Source organism: Hymenobacter mucosus, assembly GCF_900188255.1.
Taxonomy (GTDB): Bacteria; Bacteroidota; Bacteroidia; order Cytophagales; family Hymenobacteraceae; genus Hymenobacter; species Hymenobacter mucosus.
On record NZ_FZNS01000011.1, the window covers coordinates 94,451 to 118,309 of the forward strand.

A 23,859-nucleotide genomic window follows, 5' to 3' on the forward strand; every position below is an offset into this window, starting at 1 on the left:
CTACGACTACGACGATCCGAATAAACCCTCGTGGTGGGTTAAGCCGCTCGCTGCTGCTGTTCTAGCGGTGGGGGTGGCAATACTACAACAGTGCCAGGGGTAGGGGGAAAGATAATGGTAGCACTACCTAGGGTGCCGGGGAGGGAGAGGGTTTTCATAGCAGAAGAGAGAAGGTTAGTTAAAAGCTGCATCACCTGTTGCGGCGGGGCCAGCGCCGCGCCAATCATCGGGGGTGGGAGGGAGCCAGCCGGGCCCATCGGTGCCCGTGGCGCGCATGGGCGGGGTGTCTTCCGTGCGGCTCACGTACATGATGCCGAGTTCCTTGGCAATGCGCTGCTCCCGAATCTTGGAGTAGTGCCGGTTCATCACAGTTTCCGTATCACCCATCATAGCCGCGACGGTTTCCCCGCTTACGCCTTGGTCGCGGTGGTGCTGCGAGAAGGAGGCCCGTGCAATCTTGCAGGTAAGGGGCAGGGACAGCTCCAGCGCCGTGGATATTTCCTTAAGCTTGCGGTTGGTGTAGGCGTTGTCTAGTCGTGGCAGCACGTAGCGGCGCCGTTCCAGCAGCCGAGAAGCGTCTTTTAAGATGGGTACCGAGAAGCCTTCGGGTTTACGACGAATCATCTTTTGGCGCACCATGCGAATCCAGTCTTGGGGATTGCCATCGACTAGTGTTCGGTAGGTGAAGGTGCTAGGTTCAGTAGCGTACCGGATGTAGTCCACGTAGGAAAGGCCCGTGTAGTACATGAACAGCCACATATCGGCTACCTCGCGCAAGTACAGGTCCGTAAACACCGCCGTTTCCAGCTTGCGCACGTCTTCTCTCGGGAGCGAAACGGGCACGGTGGCTTCGGCCGCCGACTCGTAGCGGAACCCATACAGCACATTGCTCGGCAACAGGTCATGTTTGGCGGCGTAGGCCAGCACCATTTGCAGCATGTTTACCTGCTTGCGCATGGTCCAGTCGTTGTGGCCGTGGTCCTGGCTCCACTGCTCGAGCTTCAGGCCGGTTTGCATGGTCACGTCGGAAGCCAGTAAATCTGGTTGGCGTAGGCCTTTTTGTAAGAATAGTTTCAGATTGGATAGACGAGTTGCGTAAGAGCGCAGGGTACTGGGGCTTTTTTTCAGTGCCGCCCGCTGCATGGCTTGCTCGAACTGGTCGAATAACTCAACTAGTCGCAGGGGTTTGGACTCTGCCGATCCACCGCCGCGCCAGTCTTCCGCTACTTGTTTGGCCGTGTAGGGCCTGCCTTTCTTGCGGTACTGTTCGCGCTTTTCATCGAGTTCGTCATAGATGCGTTGCAGGCGGCGGTTCATTTCATCCACCCAGTCCGCGTTCATGCCCGCGCGGCGATCCTTTTTAGCAGCTGGTAATTGCACCCGGATTTTATGCCCACCCCAGTAGGCGGCGGGTACGTCCACATTGGTTGTGATTTCGGCCCGGCCGTTGAGCGTAAGCCGCAAGGAGATGGGCGCGCACCCCACCGCGTCTTCACGGTTGGCGCGCCGCCAGAAGCGTAGCGACATCTTTAATTTGTAAGCAGTCATAGCAATAGGGTAGTGGTACAGAACTGTAATACTAACGCTATTAGTAGACTGTAGGTACATGGTAACCGCCGAATGTGGATAAAACGGCGAATAAAGGGACTTTTTCGGTTACCGAGTTGTCCAACGGTTTTGGCAATTCCCCCGAGTTGGTTGCCGGATTACGGGCCAGGCCCCGCGCTGGCAACCGCGAAAGCAGGCAGTAGGGGCCAAAAAAAGGCCTGCCGGCCAAGGAAAGTCCTCAGTCGGCAGGCCGCTTATTATCTGTGTGGTCGCGCCAGGAATCGAACCTGGATCAAGAGCTTCGGAGACTCCTATACTATCCGTTGTACTACGCGACCCAGTAATGAAGGGCAAAACTAGAGAGAAAATGTCCTGCTGCCAAACGCGTAGCGGGTTTTTCTGCAAAATCCTATACTCACTTCAAGTAACCTTCCACGGCTCAGACCAGTTAGCATACCTACAAACTTTCCCTGAACCCAAATTTCTATGGCAAGCACCGAAAAAAAGACCCTGTATACTGCTGATGCTACGGCTATAGGTGGCCGGAGTGGCCACGTTCGTTCCGCAACTGGCATCATCGACCTCGACATGTCGGTACCTGAAGGGCTAGGCGGCAAGAAGGGCGCTACCAACCCAGAGGAACTTTTCGCAGCGGGCTATTCATCCTGCTTTCAACAAGCTCTGCTCGTAATTGCTCAGCGTGCTGGGGATAAGCTGGACCCACAAACGGAAGTGAAGTGCTCGGTTTCCTTGTTCCAGGAAGGCGAGGGGTATGGCCTGTCGGCAATCCTAGACGTAGATCTGAAGGCCTTTGACCGAGAAAAGACCATTGATATGGTTCGTCAGGCACACAAAATTTGCCCTTACTCAGTAGGAACGCGTGGCAACATGGAAGTAGAACTACGCGTGCAGGGCGAAGTCATTCCAGTAGACGCCGAAGAAAATGCTGGCGTAGCCGAAAAAGGCGGCGTACAATAGCACTGTAGGGTAGCATACTTTAGCTACTACATCCCACAGAAAAGGGCAGCGCACAATAGAGTGCGCTGCCCTTTTCTGTGGGGTATCGAGTTAACGCGTTTCTCGTTCGGCTAGCATCCAATCAGTTCCGGTAGGAGGGGAGTAGAACGTCGTGACGGAGTTAGTATAGTGCATATTGTGGATGGCCTCCGTGCGCTGAAAAATGACGGGCTTATGGGCATCAACGGGCACTAGCATCAGGCCAGTGCGGGCCGAACGCACGCCATAGCGGTTGTCCATCACCGTATCGAAATAAAACAGGTATTGGTCAACCCATTTAAAGTACGGTTTGGCCTTGGCATCGGTGGAGGTTAGCACCGCGAGCTGCTCATCGTTGCGAAGAATTGCTTGTTGCAATTCCACGGCGTTGAGCGGGGTTTTGCCCAGCATCGGGATGATGTCAGCTTGGCTATCGACCATAACCCACTTGCCTTGATCAGGCAGCCAAGCTTCGGTAAGTGCATGGCCAGCGGCCGAAGTACGCGTTTGCACATCAGCGGCTTTTAGATAAAGCGGTCGGGCTGGAATGCCGACGGCGTTGAAAGCAGCCGTGAGCACTAGGCCAAACTCCACACACTGTACCTGCTGGCCTAGCATGGATGCGTTCAGGATGGCAAAGGCATCCTGCGACTTAAACTGCTTATGGCCATCGTGGTCGAGGCGGTGATGCACCCACTGGCACAAGGCCCGTGCCCGGCCCAAATCGGTTGTTTCAGAAGCTATTACTGCCTCCAGTCCGTACATCTCCCGCAGGCGGGTGAGGTACGCCGTACTAGGTGGGCTATACTGAAACGTATAAGGAATTGGGTCGGGGGCGGTAACGTACGTTACCGGATTGTCGGCCGCCTGGAGTGCTAGTGGCTGTGCGAGACTTTGAACTACCAACAAAAAACCTGCAGTCAGCAGGGAAAGAGTATAGGTATTTCTTTCCATACAAGTAGGTGTGGTGAGCGGATCTTAACGGAGCAGTAAGCCAACAGGTTGGCCGAAACAATAAAAGGCCCGCCTAGTAGACTAGACGGGCCTTCCAAGCTACAAAAAAACTACTAAGCGCCTTGGGCAGCTAGCACTTCTTTTACTTTCTGAGCGGCATCCTTCAGCAGCACAGCCGAATACACTTTCAGGCCGCTCTCGTCAATGATACGGGCGCCTTCTTCGGCGTTAGTACCCTGCAAGCGCACAATGATGGGCACCTTAATGTCGCCGATGTTCTTGTAGGCTTCTACCACACCGTTTGCTACCCGGTCGCAACGCACGATGCCACCAAAGATGTTGATGAGAATAGCCTTCACGTTCGGGTCCTTCAGGATGATACGGAAGCCAGCTTCCACGGTCTGAGCGTTGGCTCCACCTCCTACGTCGAGGAAGTTGGCAGGCTCACCACCCGACAGCTTGATGATGTCCATGGTAGCCATAGCCAGACCCGCACCGTTTACCATGCAGCCCACGTTGCCGTCGAGTTTCACGTAGTTCAGGTTCGAGGCCGAAGCTTCTACTTCCAGTGGGTCTTCCTCGTTCGTATCGCGCAGCTCTACAAACTCCTTGTGGCGGTAGAGGGCGTTTTCGTCCAGCGTCACTTTGGCGTCAACGGCCAGAATCTTGTTGTCCGAAGTTTTCAACACGGGGTTGATTTCGAACATGCTGGAGTCGGTTTCGTCGTACGCTTTGTACAGGGCCGATACAAACTTCACCATTTCCTTCTGGGCGGGGCCCGTCAGACCCAGGTTGAAGGCAATCTTAGCCGCCTGGAAGGGGCGCAACCCCACGCGGGGGTCAATGTGCTCCCGGTGAATTTTGTCGGGATGAGCTTCGGCCACCTCTTCGATGTCCATGCCACCCTCGGTGGTATAGATGATTACGTTTTTGCCGGTAGTGCGGTCCAGCAGCACGCTCATGTAGAATTCCTTGGTTTCCGACTCGCCGGGGTAGTACACGTCCTGAGCTACTAGCACCTTATGCACCTTGCGGCCTTCGGCACCCGTTTGCTTGGTTACGAGCTGCATGCCAATGATCTGGCCAGCAATGTCTTTCACCTGCTCCAGGTTTTTGGCGAGTTTCACCCCGCCCCCTTTGCCGCGTCCGCCGGCGTGAATCTGGGCTTTAATCACGTGCCAGCTGGTGCCGGTATCTTCGGTCAGCTTCTTCGCCGCTTCTACGGCCTCCTCAGCCGTGTCGGCCACGATGCCTTCCTGTACGCGCACGCCGTAGCGCTTCAGAATTTCTTTGCCCTGATACTCGTGAATGTTCATAGAGGTCAGTTAAGAGGGGTTTCGGGGGTGGTATATGTACTGAGCGCGAAAGTAGGCAGAAATGAGTTGTGAGTTTTTGGTTTCTGGTTTCGGTACCCTAGTTTTTGCTGTTTGGCAGGCTTAGTGAGAGCCACATTGAGGAGTTAGCGAGGCTAAAAGGATCCGTTGGCATTAGTTCAAAGGGCTATTATTTGCCAAACCACTCCGCCATAATACGCTCTGCTGGCTTGTGCTGGGGGGTGAAGTCAAGATGGCGCCGCGCGGAGCCATCTGCCTGCAACCCCGGGTACCACTTCCACACAAATACGCCTTGCAGCCAGGGTCGGGGCCAGAAAGTTTCGAACATAGCAGCGTAGCAGGCCGCTTGCGTCGCCTCGTCGGGGGTAGCCGGTAGCGCGGTGCGGTCGGGCCACTTCCAGGGTTCAATGGCGGCGTCGGGCGTGGTTTTGTACCCAACTTCCGTAAAAACGATGGGCTTGTGGTAGCGCCGCTGCACGGCTTCTAAGCGGCGGCGAGGTTCAGCCCAGGCCTTTAGTAGGGCTTGTTTATCGGGGTGGTTGGTAGTGCTGAGGGGAAAGTAGGCCTGCACGCCGATAAAATCGAGCGCGTCCCAGAAGCGGATCTTCTCAAACTCTCCGCTCCAGTTAGCCGCGTACGTGAGGGAGCCATGGTACACCGCCCGAATCTGGCGAATCAGTTCGCGCCATTCGGTCTCGTGCTCCGTGCTGGCGTGTTCTAGCTCCGTCCCAATGCACAGCGCCTCCATGTGGCCTTGCTCAGCTAGAGCCGCATAGTGCAGCATGAACGCGGAGTAGCTGACAAACCAGGCCTGCCAGTCGGCACTGCTGGTCATGCGCACGTCGCCGGGCCAAGTGCCACCGGTGCGCAGCCACAAATGCGGTTTCAGTAGCGTACGAATCCCGCGCTGCCGGGCCCACTGGGCCGTACGAAGCAGCCCCTGGTCGCCCTCGCCCCAGAACCCGCGGCCGTTGGATGCGGTACGCACTCGGATTTCGGGCTTGGCAGCATCGGGCTGCCAGCCGAAAGGAGTTTGGGCAATCCACGTCACGTGGGCCTGCACTAGCGGCTCCATATCCTGAGCGGATAGGGAATCGGCGGCTACCCAGTTCACGCCTCGCATTCGCTCTGCCCGGGGCACAGCCAGGGTTGGCTGGGTAGTGGCGCTGGCGGTGCCGCGGAGTAGCCGGCTTCGGTACTGCCAGTACCGGCTGCCAGCCGCTACTGCTACCACTAGTAACAACCATAGCACACGGTAACTAGCAGGACGGGGGACGAACATGGCAGGTAGCATGGTGGAAGAAAGGTAGTAGTTGTACCGGAAAAGCGCGCTACTACCCCACGCAGGTGAAGCAGCATGTTTCTAGTTGTGAAGCAAGGAGCCTGTTTCTGCCTGCGTACAACTAGTAGGGGCAGGGGGTGAGGTTTCTGAGCGGCCAGCACTACCGCAACGGCCGACATTGCGTAGATTTGTTTCCCGTAGCCAGCTCACTTTATCTGTTTCGATTTTGCTGCAAGCCATTAACGTCCGCAAGAAATATAACACGCTGGAAGTCCTCAAGGGCATCGACCTGACGATTGAGAAGTCAGAAATTGTGAGCATTGTGGGCTCGTCGGGCGCCGGCAAAAGCACGTTGCTGCATATCCTCGGCACCCTAGATAATCCTGATTCCGGGGAGGTGCTTTTCGATGGAGAGTCGGTTAGCTCCCTGGGCCGCTCCGATTTGGCCCGCTTTCGTAACCGCCATATTGGCTTTATTTTCCAGTTTCACAACCTGCTGCCTGAGTTTACGGCCCTTGAAAATGTGTGCCTGCCAGCCTACCTCGCGGGGCGCTCGGAAAAGGAAACTCGGGTGCGCGCCCGCGAATTGCTCGGCATGTTGAACCTAGAGCGGCGGGCCGACCACAAGCCTTCCGAAATGAGCGGGGGCGAGCAACAGCGCACCGCCGTGGCCCGCGCCCTTATCAACTCCCCCGAAATCATCTTTGCTGATGAGCCGAGCGGTAACCTTGACTCCCAGAACGCGCAGGAACTGCATCAAATCTTCTTCCTATTGCGCAAAGAGCTGGGGCAAACGTTCGTCATCGTGACCCACAACGATCAGCTAGCCGAAATGGCCGACCGTAAGATTACAATGAAGGATGGCAACATCTGGGAAGGGTAGAATGCTACAGGCGCTGTTGCGCTGGGTATAGTGGCAAACAGCTAAACAAACTCTTCCGTAGCACGTATAAAGCGTATCTGGGCCATGCTTAGATACGCTTTATAGTTTGACCCTGGTAGCGCGTTCTCCTTGACCAGAACCGCTTAGCGAAACCCACTGGCTTGTTTTCCGGAAACAAGCCAGTGGGTTCTTTTTTGCCCGAACTATGGGCGGGTCTTACGCGTTTTAGAAGAAGAAATTCAGGCCTGAATTCCAAAATCGTTGGGTGACTAATATTTTTGGAAATGTGTTTTATAAGTATCTGGTTTTCAACAATAAAAAATACATAAAAAATATACGATTTTTGCACCTTTTAGCTGCTGCAAAGGTTATACTCACAGAACACCAAACGGTACTACAGGACATAAAGGAAAGACGCCATGAGCGAAGCAACTAAGAACATCAAAGAGCCGGTTCGTAAGACTAAAGTGGAGAGCTTTGACATCTCGCGCTCCGACGAGACGCTGCACTTGGCGACGGACCTTGCTAAATTCATCAAAGACAACAAGCTCAGCACTACGGTGCAGGGTAAAGAGTTCGTAAACGTGGAAGGCTGGCAGTACGCTGGTTCGCGCTTAGGTATTGTGCCCATCGTGGACCATGTCATCAACGTTTCGACGGAGCAAGAAATTAAGTACCAGGCCAAGGTGACCCTGTTCGACATGAAGTCGGGCCACACGGTAGGTGCGGGCTTCGCAATCTGTTCCAATAAAGAGCAGGGCAAGAAGTTCTACCAGGAGTTTGCCATTATGAGTATGGCGCAGACGCGTGCCATCGGCAAAGCATACCGTAATATCCTGGCTTGGATTATCCGGGCGGCGGGTTACGAGCCTACTCCAGCTGAGGAGATGGAGTATGGTGGCAACACGCCCACCGTTCAGCCTGCCATGACGGTAGCACCAGCTGCTACTCCAGCCCCGGCAGCGGCCGAAGCTCCGGCTGCTATGAAAGCAGTGCCTGCTGAGCCCGTAGCGGTAGTAGCAGAGACTCCTGCTCCATCCTACGCTTCGGCTTCGCAGAAAGAAGAAATCATTCGCTTGCTGAACCATCCGGTCATCACGCGCCCAGAGAAAACCAAGATGCTGTTAAACATCAACCGTTTGGATGAGGAGCGCGCTACGCAAGCCATTGCCAAGCTTAAGAAAGCTATTGATGATCGTGAGAACGGTCAATCGGCGGCGGCCTAAGGTTACTGCGCTTACTGGTGATGAAAGCCTGACTTCTATTGAAGTCAGGCTTTTTTATTGTCTGTCATTTCTTCTGTTCTGCCCATACACAGAACCGCTCATAAGCCGAGCTTTGAGGGCTTCGGCCAGGGGCGCTGTAGTGCGGTGTTCTTGCAGTAGCTCTACCAGCTGGTGGGTGTTTTGTACGGGAGCACCTATGGAATTGGGCGAATGAAACTGGGCGCCTTGCAACCAGCTACAGGCCGTAGCTGTGTCAGTGAAGCGCACCACAACAGGCGATGCTAAATTACCTAATGCTATATCGGTGTAGCACTGAGCACTCATGCTCGGGGAGTTCACCCAGGCAATAAACTTAATGCCACCCACTGCCACATAAGGCAAATACTCGTTGGCCAACCACGATGACACCTCGGCACTCATACTCAGTACATTGGTGTTGTCGTTGATAATTTTCGTGTATTGTCCCTGTAAAACGTAGTAGGCTAAGGTAGTGCAGCACTTTTGAGCCCGCGCTAGGGTAAGATGTCCGTGCCAGTCAGCATAGAGCCACTGGTTGTCCACATCGAGATAGATGGAAATAGCCGACGTTTCAGTAAGTAGCTGTAGACTCATGGGCTACGGGTGACCAGGTTGTGGAAAAGAAAAGGAGTGCGGAACTAGCAATACACCTGCAAAACAGCATCTAAGCAGGGTAAGCTGGACAACAATATATAGATGAGTTAATAAATATAAAACTAAATAACCTTGATTTATTTCTATTCAGATAAGGCACACACAGTACCGAGCACTTACAAAATTCAACACAGTACCCTGCCGCGGCTTTTAATGGCTGAGTCTGACTTGTAGCACAACCGTAGCGGAGGCAGGCGGCATAGTAGTAGTCCTGTCGGTTGCGGTTTACGCTAAGGCGGCGTTACCTTCGTAGTCCTCATATCTTGCGCACTGCCTTGTTACCTGCTACCGACGATATTTTGCACGTGCTGCGCCAAACCTGGGGGCACACTCAGTTTCGCCCGCTGCAAGAGGATATTATCCGGGCGGTGCTGGCGGGGCAGGATACGCTGGCACTGCTACCAACGGGCGGCGGCAAGAGCATTTGTTTTCAGGTGCCCGCGCTGGCGCGGGACGGTTTATGCCTAGTTGTCTCGCCCCTGATTGCGCTGATGAAGGACCAGGTTGAAAACCTGCGTAAGCGTGGTATCAGGGCCGAAGCTGTGTACGCGGGCATGAGCCACCAGGAAATCGACCAGACCCTGGACAATTGCGTGTACGGGCCAGTGAAATTCCTGTACGTGAGTCCTGAGCGCCTGCTGACGGATATATTCCGGGCCCGAGTGGCTAAAATGAAGGTCCGCTTGCTGGCCATTGACGAGGCCCACTGCCTATCCCAGTGGGGCTACGATTTTCGCCCGCCCTACCTGCGTATTCAGGAACTGCGGGAGCTGCTGCCCGGCGTGCCCTGCATTGCCCTTACGGCTACGGCCACCGAGCAGGTGCGCGCCGACATTGTGGAGAAGCTGCAATTTGGCCCCTCGTACCAGGTATTTCAGCAGAGCTTTGCGCGGCCCAATCTGTCTTACTCTGTGCTGAGTACCGAAGACAAGCTCAAGCGCCTCCTAGAGGTAGTGCGCGGGGTAGGGGTTGACAAAACCAGCATTGTGTATGCGCGCACGCGCCGCCAAACGGAGGAAGCGGCTACGTATCTGCGGCAACAAGGGATAGGGGCGGCTCCCTACCATGCCGGCTTGCCCAGTGAGCAGCGCACCCGCACTCAGCAGGATTGGATGCAAAACAAAACGCGCTGCATAGTAGCCACCAATGCCTTCGGGATGGGTATTGATAAGCCCGATGTGCGCTTGGTAGTTCACCTCGACGCCCCCGACAACTTGGAGGCGTACTATCAGGAAGCAGGCCGCGCGGGCCGCGACGAGAAGTACGCCTTTGCGGTGCTACTGCAAGGGCCCAACGATGCCGACGAGCTGCGCCGCCGCACCCAGCAGGCCCACCCGCCCCTCGATACCGTGCGCCGTGTGTATCAGGCCCTGGCCAATTTTTCCCGCACTGCCCTGGGCGGCGGCGAGTTAGTTGCCTTTGATTTCGACCTTCAGCAATTTGCCGAAACCTACCGCATTAAGGCCCTAGATGCCCATAATAGTTTGCGCACCTTAGAGCGAGAAGGATTTGTGCAGCTGAATGAGGCGGTCAATAACCCCGCCCGCGTCCACATCCCCATTGACCACACCGACCTGTACCGCTTTCAGGTTGCCAACGCCCAGCACGATCAACTCATCAAGAGTCTGCTACGCTTCAATGGGGGAGAGTTGTTTGCGGGCTTCCAGCGGATTTCGGAAAACAGCCTAGCCCAACATCTGCGCCTGAGTGTGGTAGATGTGCGCAAGATGCTCGTGTTCCTGCACCGGTCCGGCATCATCCAGTATCAGCCCAAGCACGAGTCACCCCAGGCCTTGTTCACTACTCCCCGCTTCGATGCCGACAAGCTACCCCTGGATCAGAAGCGTCTTACCCAGGCCCGAGAACTGGCCAGCCACAAAACCGAGTCGGTGATTCGGTACGCGGCGGGAGGGCGCTGCCGCCAGCAACTGCTGCTCGAATACTTTGGGGAACTGGATGCGCCTGCCTGCAATGTGTGCGACTACTGCCTGGCGCAGAAAAAAGCCCGGCAGGAGGCGGCCCCGGTACCGGAACTGCGGGAGCAAGTGCTGCAACTAGTAAAGGCAACACCTCAAACACCCCGGGAGGTGCTCACGCAGTTTGCGCCAGGGCAGGCGCAAGCCGTTACCGGGCTGCTGCGAGAACTAGTAGACTTGGGCGAGCTGCGCTACGCGGCTGATGGCCGGCTGGGGTAGCAAACACCGGGTAGTGAAGAGCTGAAAAGCGAACCAAAGTGCGCGGATAAAAGCAAGAGTTGGACAGTTGAGCTTGTAGCACAATGCCAGGAAGAAGTGTTGCTTAAACTGCTCCCCTTATTGGGTAGGAGTGCGGCTACCCCCGCCTGAATGAGTAGTTTTACCCTAGGCATGGTCTTGCCTGCCCTTCTTTTACGGGCTTGTTTACTCGGCTTCGTCCGCTGCGCATGACTACACCCATTCTCATTATTCTGATTGGTTTTCTAATCTTTCTGGGTCATTACCTGGCCCAACTATTCGACCGTACCAGAATCCCCGACGTGGTGGGGTTGCTGCTGGTAGGAATCCTATTAGGACCGGTTTTCCATCTCATAAATCCTGCGGCGTTTGGGCAGGCGGGGCGCGTGTTTTCCAACGTAGTGCTGGTCTTCATTCTCTTTGAAAGTGGGCTGGAAGTGCGCTTTGAGCAGCTTCGGTCGGCATTTCGCGGCACCCTGGGGCTTACCACGCTCAACTTCATTATGACGACGCTGCTAGTGGCAATCCTGGCGCAGATCTTCGGCGGACTAGATTTCTTGAGTTCCTTCATTCTGGGCAGCATTCTGGGAGGCACGTCTTCGGCGGTGGTTACCACGCTGGCTCGTAAGGTGGATATCCTACCGCAAACTTCTACTACCCTGGTAATGGAGTCGGCCCTGAGCGACGTGTTTACGCTAGCCGTGCCCATTGCCTTAATCAGCTTTTACACCGGCTCCTCGTTCAACGTAGCCACCCTGTTCACCCAGATTCTCTCTTCCCTGATAGTTGCCATTCTCGCGGGTATCGCAACAGGCTACCTATGGTCGGTGCTGCTGAACCGGGTGCCTACGCTGCTCAAGACGCGGTTTTCCACGCCGGCCTTTGTGTTTATCCTGTACGGCTTGGTAGAGATGATGCAGTTTAGTGGCCCCATTGCGGTGCTGTTCTTCAGCATTACCCTCGGCAATGTGGCGCTGCTGCGGCCCTGGGGGCTGGGCCGCTTCTTGCCCCAGCCTACCGAGCACGTGGAGCTAACGGCCATGGAAAAAGACTTCTTCGCGGAAATCGTATTCCTGTTGCGCACCTTCTTCTTTGTGTACGTGGGCATGTCCATCGTACTGGATAACTGGCAGCTTATTGCCCTGGGTGTGGGCATGACGGTGCTGCTGTTTCTGGTGCGCATTCCCGTGGTACTCGCCACCACCGACCTGCGTACCCCCCAGTTCGACATGGCCTTTATGAGCGTGATGATTCCCAAGGGACTCGGGGCCGCTGTGCTAGCTACCCTGCCTTCTCAGCGCGGTGTACCCAGTGGCCCGGCCATCCAGACCATCACGTTTGCGGTTATTATGGCTACCACCGTGCTGTGTACCATCCTGTTTTTTCTGGTGGAAAAGCGCCGTATTCTGGGGTTCTATGCCCTGTTCTTTGGCCGAAACCGCCCACTAGACGCCGCCAGCTCAGCACCCCAGCAGTAGAAAAGCCTAGCCAGAGATACGGAGCTTGTCAGCTAGGCCTAGGTACCAACACAAGCGCCCCGGCTACTCTCACTTGAAGAGTAACCAGGGCGCTTGTGTTACGAAACGCGGGGCCTACTTGCGTAGTAGCTTAAGCAGTTCCTCGGCGGCAGGCTCCGAAGAAGCGGGGTTTTGGCCGGTAATGAGGTTATCGGTCCGTACCACGTAGGGTTGCCAGTCGGCTACTTTGGAGTAGATGCCGCCGGCATTTTTCAGTTCATCTTCCACCAGAAAGGGCACAATGTCGGAGAGCTGCACGGCATCCTCTTCGGTGTTGGTAAAGCCGGTTACGGATTTACCTTTCACGAGCAAAGAACCATCGGGAGCCTTCACGTGGCGCAGAACTCCGGGCGCGTGGCACACGGCCGCCACGGGCTTGCCGGCAGCGTACATCTCCTCAAGCAAGGCAATAGAGGTAGGGTCCTCGGCTAGGTCCCAGAGCGGACCGTGGCCACCGGGGTAAAACACGGCGTCGTAGTCGGCTACTGCAATGGTGTTGAGCGCAACGGTAGTAGCAAGGGCCTGCTGGGCCTCCGCGTCCTGCTTGAAGCGTAGGGTAGCTTCCGTTTGGGCGCTGGGGTCGTCGCTTTTGGGGTCCAGGGGTGGTTGGCCGCCTTTAGGAGAAGCCAGGGTAAGGGTGGCGCCAGCCTCTTTAAATACATAGTACGGAGCAGCAAATTCTTCCAGCCAGAAGCCGGTTTTCTTGCCTGTGTTGCCGAGCTGATCATGAGAAGTCAGCACCAATAGAATACGCATGGTAGGAGAGGTTGAGGTGGGTATAAAGAGGGCGAAAAAGAAGGGCCCCTACGCCAAAAGTTTGTAGAGCGTCACCTTGCGCTCAGTAAGCAAGGGCACAATTTGAGTTGCTACCAGTTCTTTGTAATGGGCAGAGGCCACATGCGCTTCCAGGGCCGCCTGGTTGGCATACTGCTCATAGAACAGGAAGTGCGTCGGATCTTTGGGGTCCTGGTGGCCTACGTACTGTAGGTTGCCAGGCTCGTTGGCGCGCACCGCGGCCGCAGCTTGCTGCATCAGCTGGCGCACGGTTTCGGAATGTTCAGGCTGCGTGCGCCATTCGGCGGCTACGCAAACCACATCGGCTTGATTGGTCATGGGAAGAAGGATGTACGTCCGCTGTAGCAAGCGAGTTTAAACCTAATAAACCGTTGATGACAAGGTTATAGGTGCAGGCCTAGTCCGCAGCAGAGAGTTCGGCTGTTAGGCAACTTTTACAATCGCTTTACCGGTGTTTTCGCCTTTAAACAGGCCAAGGAAAGCCGTCGGAATCTGGTCGAAGCCTTCGGTTACGGTTTCCTCGAATTGTAGCTTGCCTTGTTGGTACCACTCCGTAAGTTGGCGAGTACCTTCGGGCCACTGCGTATAGTAGTCGCTCACAATAAATCCTTGCAGCTTTGTGCTAGTCTTGAGCAGCTTGCCTTCGGGGCGTGGCCCTACAGGAGCTTGGGCGTCGTTGTAGCTTGAAATCTGACCGCAAAGAGCAATGCGCGCGTGTTTGTTGAGTAGGTCGTACACGGCATCCGTGATGGCGCCGCCCACGTTGTCGAAGTAGCAATCTACTCCGTTGGGCGCGGCGGCGGCTAGAGCCTCCGGGATGTTGGCCGTTTTGTAGTTAATGGCCTCATCGAAGCCCAACTGCTTGAGGTAGGCCACCTTCTCGTCGGAGCCGGCCGTGCCAATTACGCGGGCCCCTTTAATTTTGGCAAGCTGCCCTACTACGAGGCCCACTGCACCAGCCGCACCAGATACAACAACCGTTTCGCCGGGCTTGGGCTGGCAAATGTCGAGTAGACCGAAATAGGCAGTTAGCCCCGGCATGCCAAGTAAGCCCAAATAGTAGCTAGGTGGCGCCTGGTCCGCCGGAATCTGCTGGAGGCCCTTGCCGTCTGATAGTATGTACTGCTGCCAGGGCAAATTGCCTACAACCAGACTGCCTATGGGCAAGGTATCAAGCTGGCTTTCTACAACTTCTGCCACCACGCCCCCCGCAATAGGCTGGCCTACCTCGAAGGGGGCTACGTACGATTTGCCTTCGTTCATGCGCCCCCGCATGTAGGGGTCAACGGATACATACCGCGTTTTTAGCAGTACGTGGTCAGCGGTGAGCGGAAGCGTTTCTGTGGTTTCAAAGCGGAAGTTCTCCGCCGAAGGCGTGCCAGTTGGGCGACTAGCGAGCAGGATGGTTTTGTTTTGCATAGGGTAGGCAGGTAAAAAGAAAACTGTCATTCTAAGCGGCTAGCAGGCTCTTGCGCTTAGGAGAGATGATAACCGCTCACCGGCAAGAAGGTCCTACAACTCAGCTCAGAATGACAGAATTCTGGTGGTACGATAGATGCTTTTCTCTCTGCACTGGTGATCTAACCGGCCGAAGGAGAGGAAGAGCAGCGCGCGTACTAAGCGGCGTTAGTCGTGGTATTGAGGGTCACATCAATGTTGCCCTTAGTAGCGCGCGAGTAGGGGCAAATGCCGTGGGCGGCCTCCACCAGTTGCTCGGCTTGCGCTTGTTCTACGCCGGGAATGTTTACGTGCAGGTCAGCTGAAATGCCGTAGCCCCCGTCTTCTGCCTTGCCGAAACCAATGAAGGCTTCTACGGTCACTCCTTCCAGCTTTACTTTAGCTTGGCGAGCAGCTACGCCCAGAGCGCCCTCAAAGCAGGCAGCATAGCCAGCGGCAAATAGTTGCTCGGGGTTAGTCGCACCAGCTTTGCCTGGGCCACCCATTTCCTTGGGTGTGCTCAGCTCAACGTCCAGCACGTTGTTGGCAGTAGTGATGTGTCCGTCGCGGCCACCTTTGGCCTTTGCCTGAGCGGTGAAAATTTTCTCGATTTTCATGAGAAAGAGGGGATAAAGGAAAGTGAAAGAACAGCGTGGCCTAGGCCAGCTGGGTAAGTAGCGTATGTAGTTGCGTCCGCAAGGCCTCAAAATCGGCCTGGGGCATGTTAAGCTTAGCAAAAATCTGCTCGGGGAGCTGGCACGCCCGGGCTTGCAGGGCCTGGCCCGCCGGTAGCAGCCCAATAATCACCGACCGCTCATCGCGTGGATCACGGCGGCGCGTAATCCAGTGCTTTTGCTCCAGGCGCTTAAGCAGGGGCGTGAGCGTACCGGAATCCAGCAGCAGTTTATCGCCCAGCTCTTTTACCGTTAGCTCCTGGTGCTCCCACAACAGCAGAAATACGAGGTACTGCGGATACGTCAGATCTAGCTCCTGAAGTAAGGGTTGGTAGGCTTTCGTAATCATGCGCGAAAGCGCATAGAGCGGAAAGCACAACTGATTTTCCAGTTGCAGCAGCGGGTTCACGGCGGTTGAGGGAATGGTATGTGTCATGCTGGTTGTGCAAAGTAACCCAGTATAGTTGTGTCATGTTTGATTGTGTACAATTAAATTTTGTAAAATTGTTCAATAGGCTGATTATCAGATAAAAATTATTCGCTGGTTTAGCAGATGGCCTTACTCTGCCGCGCAGTTCAGCCTCTTGCATTGCTTGTCCCTCTAAGTTAGTGGCATTCGGTACCACTCCTTCACCTTTGGCAGCTAGGCGCTAGGCATGCTTCAGCAAAACACAGCGCTATGCATTATAAGAAGAGCGAGCAGCCTAGGTAGCATACGCTGCCCAAGTTGCTCGCTCTATTGTGCGGCGCAGGCCCAGAAAGCCCGGGCAGTGCTACCCTTGCTGATACGCCTGCATGCCACCTATGAGGTTGCGCACGTTCTGAAAGCCTTGCTGCGTGAGGTACGCCTTGGCCGAAGCCGACCGGCCACCACCTTTGCAGTGCACTACCACTTCCTGCTCCTTCAAGTCTTCCAAATCGTCAAGCTTGCTGGGTAGTTCTCCCAACGGAATGTTTTGGCTGCCAGCAATGCGGGCTTCTTCGTTTTCCCAGGTTTCGCGCACGTCAATGATAACGGGGGCAGTGCCATTTGCTTGGCGTTCTTTCAGTTCAGCCGTGGTGATGTCGTTCATGAATGTTGTGTAAAAGGGTGTGGAAGCACAAACATAGCGGGAAGCCCCGAAAGCAGAGCCGGGCGGCCTGCTTACTGCTGGCGTACGAGGCGCTTGGTTACAGTAAGACCATCGGGTAGGAGGAGGCGTACTAAGTACACGCCGGCGGGCAACTGCCCTAGATCCAGCGTTGCTTGTCCGGCCTGCGCAACGGGCTGTTCCCAAACCGTGCGCCCTAGGGCATCGAGCACCAAGGCGTGAGAGTAGCGGCCTTCTACCTGCACGTGGCCATCGGTAGTGGGGTTGGGGTAAAGGCTGTAGTAAGCAGCTACGGCAGCTGGTGCAGTAGCCGTCGTAACGGTATTGCCCATCACGGGGCGCAGCATTACGGCCCCGGCCGTGCCTGCCTGCACCAACGATACGGGGCCCCACGCATTGGCCGTGTTCAGGAAAAAGGCTCCCGCGGGCGAGGCGTTGTTGAGGTCTACTCCAAACTCCACAAACTGCGTGGATGAACCCTGCCCGTAACCAGCGTAAAAGCGCGTACCCACGGCAACAGGAGCGTCGAAGCGTACCTCGACAAACTGCTGAGCTGCTGCCTGGGCCGCCGTTATCTGAGTGCTTTTGCTGGCTTTGGGGGAAGCGGCCGGGCTACCATTGTTGTCATCCCAAATGTTGACGGTGATGGTGCGGCCCGCCGATGTAGGAAAGGGGTAAATGCGAATGGCCCGCACGAAGTCAGCGCCGTTCAAATCAAAGCGGGTAGCGTAGTAGGTTTGAGGACCACCAGAGCTGATGGGCAAGCTGATGCTGGCTTCGGGCGTACCGTCGTCGTAAGCGTAAAAGTCAGCTAGTTCAGTGACGCGCGAAATCGTATCGTTGCGTAGCGTGAGCGGGTTGGTTTCGTTGGTGATCAGCGTGACGCGCTGCCGCAGCTGCCGGGCCGCGGGCAGGTTGCCAGGTGCGCCCAGCCGAATATCGCCTCGCACGGGCACTTGCCGCCCCTGCAGCCCCGCCGATAAGGAGGCGCCCCCCGTGAGATACTGCCGGGTAGGGCCGCCAGGCAGCACTTCTAGCGTACCCGTCCAGGTAATGGGGGTAGGAGCGGGGCCCGGGTCTAGGTTATTGGCTGTGGTACCTGCTTGGTCGTTTAGCTCCTGGGTGGGATTCAGGTTGAATTGTTGCCACGGCATAGCCGCGTACCGCTTAAGGGCGCTGGGCAAGGCCCGGCTGGTTGCAATGTCGCGGAAGGTTGAGTCGGTTGCGGTGCGGTTGCGGTCCAAGCGTACGTAGTCTATACTCCACGCGTCGCGGGAGTTATACTGGCTCCCAATGGTGCGAATCCGAAATTGAAAGGAGCCGTGCAAGTAAGCTGCTTGGTTGACGGGCAGCGCCTTAAAGCGGAAGATGCTGGTGTCGCCCTGGCTGCGCAGCCCCCACACCTGGGTCCAGTTGCCCGCTTCGTCCTTAAAGTCAACGTACAGCCCAATCGCCCGCGACGTGCTGGCGCTAAAGGGCGGCCCGAAGATGGAACCTGCCTGCCAGTAAAAGCTCAGGAATACGTTGTCGGCGGGGGCAAGGCCGCTTAAATCAATGGGCTGCGAGATAAGCGAGTCGGTGTTGCCAATGGAGGCTGTGCTGTTGTAGGGTGCGCCCCTGCCATTGAGGCCATCGAGGGTGGCTGCATTGCGAGACGGTGGGCGCCGTGGAAAGCGGTTGTTTACCAAGGTGCCGCCCGCTGCTTGCCACCGCTCAATTGTGGGGCTACCTTCCCGCTGGTCCGAGAAGTCATCGAAGAAAGGTAACGCCAACGCCTGCGTGCGCCGGGCCACCGGCGTCTCTACGGGCTGCACTGGGGCCGCAGGCAGGGGCCGCAGCAACTGGCCGTAGCTGGCGCCAGACAGCAAGCTTAGCCCCATAGTAGCACTAGCAAACACAAAGCGTAATAGACGATTCATACGCGTAAGGATGGTTTTAGCGGAAGAAAACAAGGCACTGCGCCCCAGTGCCCCAAAGTAAACGCCCTACTTGGTAAGGCATGGGTCGGCGGTAGCCACCTACTATACTCTCCTCAACGAAAAAAGGTCCGCTGCTAATACAGCGGACCTTTGATACCGGGTTCACAGTAGGTTAGAAGCGTCGGAGCAGAACGTTATTGCACGTCCTTCACCGGGGCTTGGCCCGCCACCCATAAGTCTACAAGCTGACCCATGCGGATGGTGGCGCCGGGGCCTGGCACGGGGCGCTGCTTTACTACGGTGCCATCCGTTTGGCCTTCCTCGGGCTCCTGGTAGAAGATTTCACCTACTTGCAAGCCTTGGCCTGCCAGCAGCGTAGTTGCTTCATCAACTGGCATGTTTACTAGATTTGGCACGGGGAATTCCTGGTTGCCCAGGCCATCACCTACTTCTAAGTCTACCTTGGTGCCCTTGGCAATGGCAGAACCAGGCGTGATTTCCTTGCCACCCACAAACTGCTTTAGCACCTCATTCTGGCGCAGATCAGGCACTAGCTTGATTTGGCCAATCACTAGGTCATAGCTTTTCAGAATCATCTGCGCATTCTTCACCGAGCCGTCCGTGAGCTTGGGCATCTTGATTACCGGCGGGTTTTTCATAGCCACCGAAATGTAGATTTTGCGGCCCTCCTTTACCTTCTCGCCAGCCTGGGGCTCCTGGGTCAGTACCGTGCCCGGCCGGATGCTGGCCGAATAGCTGCTGTCGTCCACGAAGAAGGCCAAGTCCCGCTCGTCCAGGTAGTCTTCCAGGTCGCCCTGGTTCATGCCCGTAATCTTGGGTACCACAATGGTTTCGCCGTGGTTCGTGGTGATGGGCAAGTACACGTAGAAGAACCCGAACACAAGCGCAGCCGCCGCCACCAGAATGATTACCACGTGTTTAACGAGGTCAGCGGGCGTATCGGATTTAAAGAAGGACATTGAGGGAAAGCTAATGGTTGGAAGCTGGCGCGCCAGCCAAGACAAAACTAGGGATTAGAATACGAGAAGCTAGTACTCCGCCTCGGTAGGAGGGCCCAGAGCAAGTAAAAGACCAGCAGTAAAAACACACCAGCTACCTATTTCCAGGGCCCTTTCTCCTTGGAGGAAGGGCCCTGGAATATTACCCTTGCACCGTTGCCTTCTCGTTGCGTTGCTTTCCAAACTCCAGAATCTGGTCGATAAAGTCGTAGGGTGTGTAGCCGGCCAGGGCAGTTTGGTGGAAGATGCACGTAGCGGGCGTCATGCCCGGTAGGGAGTTTACCTCAATAATGAGTACCTCCACGGCTCCGTTCTGGCGCACGCGCACGAAAGCATCAATGCGAGCGTAACCCTGAATGTTCAGCACCTCGGCCACGCGGCGCAGTTCCCGCTTCACTTCTTCCGAAATCCGCTGGCGCTCTTGTAAGTCGGCAGCGTAGCGCGCCGGCGTAATATTCTGCCCTTCGCCCGCAAGAAACTTCTCTTCCAAGCTCAGAACCTCACCGGTAGCCAAAGCTTCGGAAGCCTCGAATACCTCAATTTGCAGTTCGCCATTGTCGCCCCAGTGCGTGAGCAGGCCGCCCGTCACTTCCAGGAAGTGAGCGGCTCCGTCGCGGTCAATGAGGGTTTCTACCAAAAAGGCATCCTTCTGCGGGAATTCTTCCTTGAAACCCAAGCTCAGGGTAGTCGCCTCGGCGGGTATCAGGCTTTCCTGGTCGCGGAAGATGAGGCGGGTGAAAGCTTCCAGCTCCGCCCGGTTCTTGATTTTCTTTACTGCTGACGAGCAGCCATCATCGGCGGGCTTAGCAATGAAGGGGTAGGGGAACTGGGTTTCGAGGCTGCGGTAGAAGCCTTCGGCATCGGCCTGCCACTCCAGGCGGTTGGCCATGCGGTGTTCCGCTACGCGCAAGCCAGCCTCACGCAGCCGGCGGTTGGTTTCAAACTTGTTGATGGTAATAGAGCTGCTGTCCACGCCCGAGCCGTTGTAGGGCAGGCCGTACGATTCCAGTTCTCGTTGCAGCGCACCGTCCTCGCCCGGCCGACCGTGCAGGGCAATGAACACCTCATCGACCATGCCCGCCAACTCCTCAAACGTCACGCGCCGGGGCTGGGCCGTGGGCTGCCCGGCATACGTGCTGGTGATAGCCTGAGCCTCGTGGCGAATCCGCTCTAGAATGGGGTGCAGGCTGTGGCCCGCTTCCTGGTGCTCTACCTTTTCGCGAATGTCGTCGGCGTTGTCCTTGAGCATCACGTTGATAGGTAGCACGTAGAGGCGGAACTCCTGGCTGTTGCCAGTCAGGAACACAGGTACGGGCTCGTACTTCACCGAGGAAGCCAGCTTCTCGTAAATATTGCGGCCGCTTTCCACCGAAATGTGGCGCTCCGAAGAGTAACCACCCATAATGACGGCCACCTTGGTGCGCTGGCGCTCCTCGCTGGCGCGGGCAGCTACGGCATCATCTAGTTGCGTAAGCAGCGCCGCCAGCTTCACCGGGCGCAGGCCAGCGCGGCGCCGCGCGGCCAGGGAAGTGCGAATCAGGTAGGTAAGGAACTGCGACGGGTTAAGCCCAATTTCTGCCGCTTGATGGAAGAAAAATGAAGCCGGCAGCATACCCGACGTCGTGTTGGGGTCGTTCAGAAACAGCTGGCCGTCGGGACCAATGAAGCCGTCGAGACGGGCATACACTTGGAAACCGAAGGTGCGGAACATTTCCTCACAGGCTTCACGAATACGCTGAATTTCGGCCTCCGGCAAGTCAATGGGCGTAACTTTACGGGAAAGGCCCGGCAGGTACTTGGAGCGGTAATCGAACATCTCCTCACCCTTCACGATTTCGGTGGGCGGCAGGGCTAGGGGCTGACCGGTGGGGTCTTCCACTACAATGCACGAAAACTCGCGGCCCTGTACGAAGCTCTCTACCAACACCTGGGTTTCACCTTCCACGCTGGTGAGGCGCACGGCCTCCGCCGTTTGGAGTCGCTCGTTCAGGGTGCGGAGCAGTTGCTCGGGTTGGTAAATCAGCTCGGGCTCGTCGTTGAGCACGACGGGTAAGCCTATACCCTCGCGGATGTCTACTAGCTGCTGCAGCCACACAATCTTCTTGTGCTCGGCTAGGCCTTGCCATTCGGCCTGGGTTACTGTTTTGCGGAACAGGCTTCGCTCAATGGCGGCTGCAAATTTGGCTACGTCGGCTTCGCGCAGAATGCTAACGCCAATGCTGCTCCCCTGGCGCGGGGCCTTAAATACCAGCGGCAAGCCCAACTCACGCGTCAGGTAGCTGAGGGTAGCCTGCGGGTCAGCCGTGTCCCACTCTTCGGCCGTAATTTGGCGGAAGTCGGGGGTAGGGCGGCCCAGGGCCTTAAGCAGCTTTTTCTGCGCAATTTTATCAATGCCGAAAGCCGAGGGCAGAATGCCGGAGCCGGAATACGGCACGCCATACCACTCCAGCAAGCCCTGAATAGCGCCGTCCTCGCCCGCCGGCCCGTGCAAGGCCAAGAAGGCAAAGTCAATGAGTTGGGGCAACTCGTGGGGTAAAATGCGCCGGCCCACTTCCGCAATAATGCGGTCTTGGTCCTCCACGCTCAGGTCGCCCAGGCTTTCCAGGTACATCTGCACGGGCAACTCCGTGCGCGGCAGCGCCGACACGGGCGGATAGAAGTCGCGGATGGTGCCTTTATAGATGTAGTGCCAGTCGAGCAGAATGAAGTTGCCGCGGCTGTCCACAAATACGGGCACGGCCTCAAACAAGGCTTTGTCCAGGTTATCGTATACGGTGCGGCCGCCCGCAAAGGAAATTTCCCGCTCACGCGACGGGCCGCCGAAGAAGATGCCAATTTTCATAGGTAGTGCAAAGGTAGTATTTCGGGAGGTGATGGGGTAATGCCAGCACCAACTGACCAGCAGATAACAAACTGCCGTACCCTATGTCTACGCTACTAGCGGCCGCAATACGCAGCTACGGCATCACTTCATTACCCCAAACTCTTACCTTCGCCCCATCCCAAACCCCAATTCCATTCCATGAAAACCCTCGATCAGTACAACTTCGCCGGCAAGCGTGCCGTGGTGCGCGTGGATTTCAACGTGCCCCTCGATAAAAGCTTTACCATCACCGACGACACGCGCATTCGAGCCGCTACGCCCACTATCAAGAAGATTTTGGCCGATGGTGGCGCCGTAGTGCTCCTCTCGCACCTGGGCCGGCCCAAGGGTGGCCCTGAGGAAAAGTACTCTCTAAAGCACATTTTGCCGCGCCTCGGTCAGGAGTACGGCCAGGAAGTGCAGTTTGCCGATGATGCCCTGCAAGCCGAGGGAAAAGCGCAGGCGTTGCAAGCTGGCCAGGTGCTGTTGGTAGAAAACGTGCGTTTCTACGGCGAGGAAGAGAAAGGTGATGCTGCCTTCGCAGAAAAGCTCAGCAAGCTCGGCAACGTGTACGTGAATGACGCCTTCGGAGCGGCGCACCGTAAGCACGCCTCCACCGCCGTCATTGCCGATTCTTTCGCCCCTGAGGACCGCGTAGGCGGCTACCTACTGCAAGGCGAGCTGGACAACGCCAAGAAGGTGCTGGAGCAGGCCGAGCGCCCATTCACCGCCATCATGGGCGGCGCCAAGATTTCGGACAAGATTCTCATCATTGAAAAGCTGCTCGACAAGGTAGACAATCTGCTCATTGGTGGGGGTATGGCTTATACCTTCGCCAAAGCGCAGGGCGGCGAAATCGGCAATTCTCTCCTAGAGGCTGACAAGCAAGAGTTGGCCCTCCAGCTCATTGAGAAAGCCAAAGCCAAGGGCGTAAACCTGGTGCTCCCTACCGACAGCGTTATTGCCGACAAATTTGCCAACGACGCAGCCACGCAGGTAGCTGCCAACGGTCAGATTCCGGCCGGTTGGATGGGTCTGGACCTCGGCCCGGAGTCAACCAAAGCCTTTACGGACATCGTGCGCCAGTCGAAAACCATCCTGTGGAATGGCCCGATGGGGGTGTTTGAGATGAGCAACTTTGCTACCGGCACGGAAGCGGTGGCCCAGGCTATTGCCGATGCTACCCAAGCCGGAGCCTTCAGCCTCATCGGCGGCGGCGACTCGGCCGCTGCTGTCAACCAGTTGGGCTTCTCGGAACAGGTATCCTACATCAGCACAGGTGGCGGTGCCCTGCTGGAATACATGGAAGGCAAGGAACTGCCCGGCGTAGCTGCCCTAGGTTAAGTAGCCATACAGAAGTAAGCGTATAGTGCGCAATTGGTAGCTTGCGGCATGCGACGACCTGCCACCGAGTTGAGTTCGGAAGAAGTGACGTG

20 protein-coding genes and 1 tRNA gene are annotated in these 23,859 nt (G+C 56.4%); 6 read left to right on the plus strand and 15 right to left on the minus strand.

From position 1 onward, the window contains the following. Window positions 1–174 precede the first annotated feature (174 nt). Both CHB83_RS19890 and CHB83_RS19895 read right to left on the minus strand, forming a co-directional pair. Window positions 175–1,548, minus strand: a complete 1,374-nt coding sequence (locus CHB83_RS19890) for a phage integrase SAM-like domain-containing protein (RefSeq protein WP_179225578.1) — start codon at window positions 1,546–1,548, stop codon at window positions 175–177. 266 nt (window positions 1,549–1,814) lie between these two features. Continuing rightward, window positions 1,815–1,886, minus strand: a tRNA-Arg gene (locus CHB83_RS19895). Window positions 1,887–2,034: 148 nt separating this feature from the next. Here CHB83_RS19895 and CHB83_RS19900 point away from each other — a divergent pair. Then, window positions 2,035–2,526: an organic hydroperoxide resistance protein gene (locus CHB83_RS19900; protein ID WP_045687961.1), complete on the plus strand. Its 492-nt coding sequence runs from the start codon at window positions 2,035–2,037 to the stop codon at window positions 2,524–2,526. A gap of 90 nt (window positions 2,527–2,616) precedes the next feature. Here the strand turns inward: CHB83_RS19900 and CHB83_RS19905 are convergent, their stop codons facing one another. From CHB83_RS19905 to CHB83_RS19915, 3 genes are all read right to left on the minus strand, one after another. After that, window positions 2,617–3,498, minus strand: a complete 882-nt coding sequence (locus CHB83_RS19905; protein ID WP_089333955.1) for a transglutaminase-like domain-containing protein — start codon at window positions 3,496–3,498, stop codon at window positions 2,617–2,619. A 113-nt stretch (window positions 3,499–3,611) separates the two neighbouring features. Further along, the gene (sucC, locus tag CHB83_RS19910) at window positions 3,612–4,814 is read right to left on the minus strand and encodes an ADP-forming succinate--CoA ligase subunit beta (protein ID WP_045687964.1); all 1,203 of its coding nucleotides are present in this window, start codon (window positions 4,812–4,814) and stop codon (window positions 3,612–3,614) included. Window positions 4,815–5,001: 187 nt separating this feature from the next. Beyond that, complete coding sequence (locus tag CHB83_RS19915; protein ID WP_143437221.1) at window positions 5,002–6,114, minus strand: glycoside hydrolase family 113; 1,113 nt, start codon at window positions 6,112–6,114, stop codon at window positions 5,002–5,004. Between the two features lie 226 nt (window positions 6,115–6,340). Here CHB83_RS19915 and CHB83_RS19920 point away from each other — a divergent pair, with 226 nt between their 5' ends. Next, a complete protein-coding gene (locus tag CHB83_RS19920; RefSeq protein ID WP_110979954.1) occupies window positions 6,341–6,997 on the plus strand; it encodes an ABC transporter ATP-binding protein in 657 nt (218 codons plus the stop codon). A gap of 419 nt (window positions 6,998–7,416) precedes the next feature. Beyond that, on the plus strand, window positions 7,417–8,223 hold the full coding sequence (locus tag CHB83_RS19925; RefSeq protein WP_089333957.1) for a hypothetical protein: 807 nt from the start codon (window positions 7,417–7,419) through the stop codon (window positions 8,221–8,223). 54 nt (window positions 8,224–8,277) lie between these two features. Here CHB83_RS19925 and CHB83_RS19930 read toward each other — a convergent pair whose 3' ends face one another. Beyond that, on the minus strand, window positions 8,278–8,835 hold the full coding sequence (locus CHB83_RS19930) for a hypothetical protein (protein ID WP_089333958.1): 558 nt from the start codon (window positions 8,833–8,835) through the stop codon (window positions 8,278–8,280). A gap of 323 nt (window positions 8,836–9,158) precedes the next feature. Here CHB83_RS19930 and CHB83_RS19935 point away from each other — a divergent pair, with 323 nt between their 5' ends. Continuing rightward, complete coding sequence (locus CHB83_RS19935; RefSeq protein WP_245855388.1) at window positions 9,159–11,090, plus strand: RecQ family ATP-dependent DNA helicase; 1,932 nt, start codon at window positions 9,159–9,161, stop codon at window positions 11,088–11,090. Between the two features lie 227 nt (window positions 11,091–11,317). After that, window positions 11,318–12,586 carry a cation:proton antiporter gene (locus CHB83_RS19940; RefSeq protein WP_089333959.1) on the plus strand — a complete coding sequence of 423 codons (1,269 nt, stop codon included), beginning with the start codon at window positions 11,318–11,320 and terminating at the stop codon, window positions 12,584–12,586. 114 nt (window positions 12,587–12,700) lie between these two features. Here the strand turns inward: CHB83_RS19940 and CHB83_RS19945 are convergent, their stop codons facing one another. The 9 genes from CHB83_RS19945 to CHB83_RS19985 form a co-directional block, all read right to left on the minus strand. Then, a complete protein-coding gene (locus CHB83_RS19945) occupies window positions 12,701–13,381 on the minus strand; it encodes a type 1 glutamine amidotransferase domain-containing protein (RefSeq protein ID WP_045687968.1) in 681 nt (226 codons plus the stop codon). 48 nt (window positions 13,382–13,429) lie between these two features. Beyond that, window positions 13,430–13,738, minus strand: coding sequence for a putative quinol monooxygenase (locus CHB83_RS19950; protein ID WP_089333960.1), 309 nt, complete (start codon window positions 13,736–13,738; stop codon window positions 13,430–13,432). A gap of 105 nt (window positions 13,739–13,843) precedes the next feature. Beyond that, window positions 13,844–14,839 carry an NADP-dependent oxidoreductase gene (locus CHB83_RS19955; protein WP_089333961.1) on the minus strand — a complete coding sequence of 332 codons (996 nt, stop codon included), beginning with the start codon at window positions 14,837–14,839 and terminating at the stop codon, window positions 13,844–13,846. A gap of 197 nt (window positions 14,840–15,036) precedes the next feature. Beyond that, window positions 15,037–15,474 (minus strand): organic hydroperoxide resistance protein, encoded by a 438-nt coding sequence (locus CHB83_RS19960; protein WP_173664796.1) that lies wholly within the window; start codon window positions 15,472–15,474, stop codon window positions 15,037–15,039. Window positions 15,475–15,514: 40 nt separating this feature from the next. Continuing rightward, the gene (locus tag CHB83_RS19965) at window positions 15,515–15,967 is read right to left on the minus strand and encodes a MarR family winged helix-turn-helix transcriptional regulator (RefSeq protein WP_045687970.1); all 453 of its coding nucleotides are present in this window, start codon (window positions 15,965–15,967) and stop codon (window positions 15,515–15,517) included. Window positions 15,968–16,304: 337 nt separating this feature from the next. Continuing rightward, complete coding sequence (locus CHB83_RS19970) at window positions 16,305–16,604, minus strand: rhodanese-like domain-containing protein (RefSeq protein WP_045687971.1); 300 nt, start codon at window positions 16,602–16,604, stop codon at window positions 16,305–16,307. A 71-nt stretch (window positions 16,605–16,675) separates the two neighbouring features. Next, the gene (locus CHB83_RS19975) at window positions 16,676–18,541 is read right to left on the minus strand and encodes a T9SS type A sorting domain-containing protein (RefSeq protein ID WP_089333962.1); all 1,866 of its coding nucleotides are present in this window, start codon (window positions 18,539–18,541) and stop codon (window positions 16,676–16,678) included. A 194-nt stretch (window positions 18,542–18,735) separates the two neighbouring features. Further along, window positions 18,736–19,521: a PASTA domain-containing protein gene (locus CHB83_RS19980; RefSeq protein WP_089333963.1), complete on the minus strand. Its 786-nt coding sequence runs from the start codon at window positions 19,519–19,521 to the stop codon at window positions 18,736–18,738. Window positions 19,522–19,702: 181 nt separating this feature from the next. After that, window positions 19,703–22,402 (minus strand): D-alanine--D-alanine ligase family protein, encoded by a 2,700-nt coding sequence (locus CHB83_RS19985; protein WP_089333964.1) that lies wholly within the window; start codon window positions 22,400–22,402, stop codon window positions 19,703–19,705. A gap of 180 nt (window positions 22,403–22,582) precedes the next feature. Here CHB83_RS19985 and CHB83_RS19990 point away from each other — a divergent pair, with 180 nt between their 5' ends. Further along, on the plus strand, window positions 22,583–23,767 hold the full coding sequence (locus CHB83_RS19990) for a phosphoglycerate kinase (protein ID WP_089333965.1): 1,185 nt from the start codon (window positions 22,583–22,585) through the stop codon (window positions 23,765–23,767). Window positions 23,768–23,859 lie beyond the last annotated feature (92 nt).

Bases quoted from the DNA above. Each gene is read 5' to 3' on its own strand.
- CHB83_RS19890 (WP_179225578.1), bottom strand. From the start codon at position 1,548: ATGACTGCTTACAAATTAAAGATGTCGCTACGCTTCTGGCGGCGCGCC.
- CHB83_RS19900 (WP_045687961.1), top strand. From the start codon at position 2,035: ATGGCAAGCACCGAAAAAAAGACCCTGTATACTGCTGATGCTACGGCT.
- CHB83_RS19905 (WP_089333955.1), bottom strand. From the start codon at position 3,498: ATGGAAAGAAATACCTATACTCTTTCCCTGCTGACTGCAGGTTTTTTG.
- sucC (WP_045687964.1), bottom strand. From the start codon at position 4,814: ATGAACATTCACGAGTATCAGGGCAAAGAAATTCTGAAGCGCTACGGC.
- CHB83_RS19915 (WP_143437221.1), bottom strand. From the start codon at position 6,114: ATGTTCGTCCCCCGTCCTGCTAGTTACCGTGTGCTATGGTTGTTACTA.
- CHB83_RS19925 (WP_089333957.1), top strand. From the start codon at position 7,417: ATGAGCGAAGCAACTAAGAACATCAAAGAGCCGGTTCGTAAGACTAAA.
- CHB83_RS19930 (WP_089333958.1), bottom strand. From the start codon at position 8,835: ATGAGTCTACAGCTACTTACTGAAACGTCGGCTATTTCCATCTATCTC.
- CHB83_RS19940 (WP_089333959.1), top strand. From the start codon at position 11,318: ATGACTACACCCATTCTCATTATTCTGATTGGTTTTCTAATCTTTCTG.
- CHB83_RS19945 (WP_045687968.1), bottom strand. From the start codon at position 13,381: ATGCGTATTCTATTGGTGCTGACTTCTCATGATCAGCTCGGCAACACA.
- CHB83_RS19950 (WP_089333960.1), bottom strand. From the start codon at position 13,738: ATGACCAATCAAGCCGATGTGGTTTGCGTAGCCGCCGAATGGCGCACG.
- CHB83_RS19955 (WP_089333961.1), bottom strand. From the start codon at position 14,839: ATGCAAAACAAAACCATCCTGCTCGCTAGTCGCCCAACTGGCACGCCT.
- CHB83_RS19960 (WP_173664796.1), bottom strand. From the start codon at position 15,474: ATGAAAATCGAGAAAATTTTCACCGCTCAGGCAAAGGCCAAAGGTGGC.
- CHB83_RS19965 (WP_045687970.1), bottom strand. From the start codon at position 15,967: ATGACACATACCATTCCCTCAACCGCCGTGAACCCGCTGCTGCAACTG.
- CHB83_RS19970 (WP_045687971.1), bottom strand. From the start codon at position 16,604: ATGAACGACATCACCACGGCTGAACTGAAAGAACGCCAAGCAAATGGC.
- CHB83_RS19975 (WP_089333962.1), bottom strand. From the start codon at position 18,541: ATGAATCGTCTATTACGCTTTGTGTTTGCTAGTGCTACTATGGGGCTA.
- CHB83_RS19980 (WP_089333963.1), bottom strand. From the start codon at position 19,521: ATGTCCTTCTTTAAATCCGATACGCCCGCTGACCTCGTTAAACACGTG.
- CHB83_RS19985 (WP_089333964.1), bottom strand. From the start codon at position 22,402: ATGAAAATTGGCATCTTCTTCGGCGGCCCGTCGCGTGAGCGGGAAATT.
- CHB83_RS19990 (WP_089333965.1), top strand. From the start codon at position 22,583: ATGAAAACCCTCGATCAGTACAACTTCGCCGGCAAGCGTGCCGTGGTG.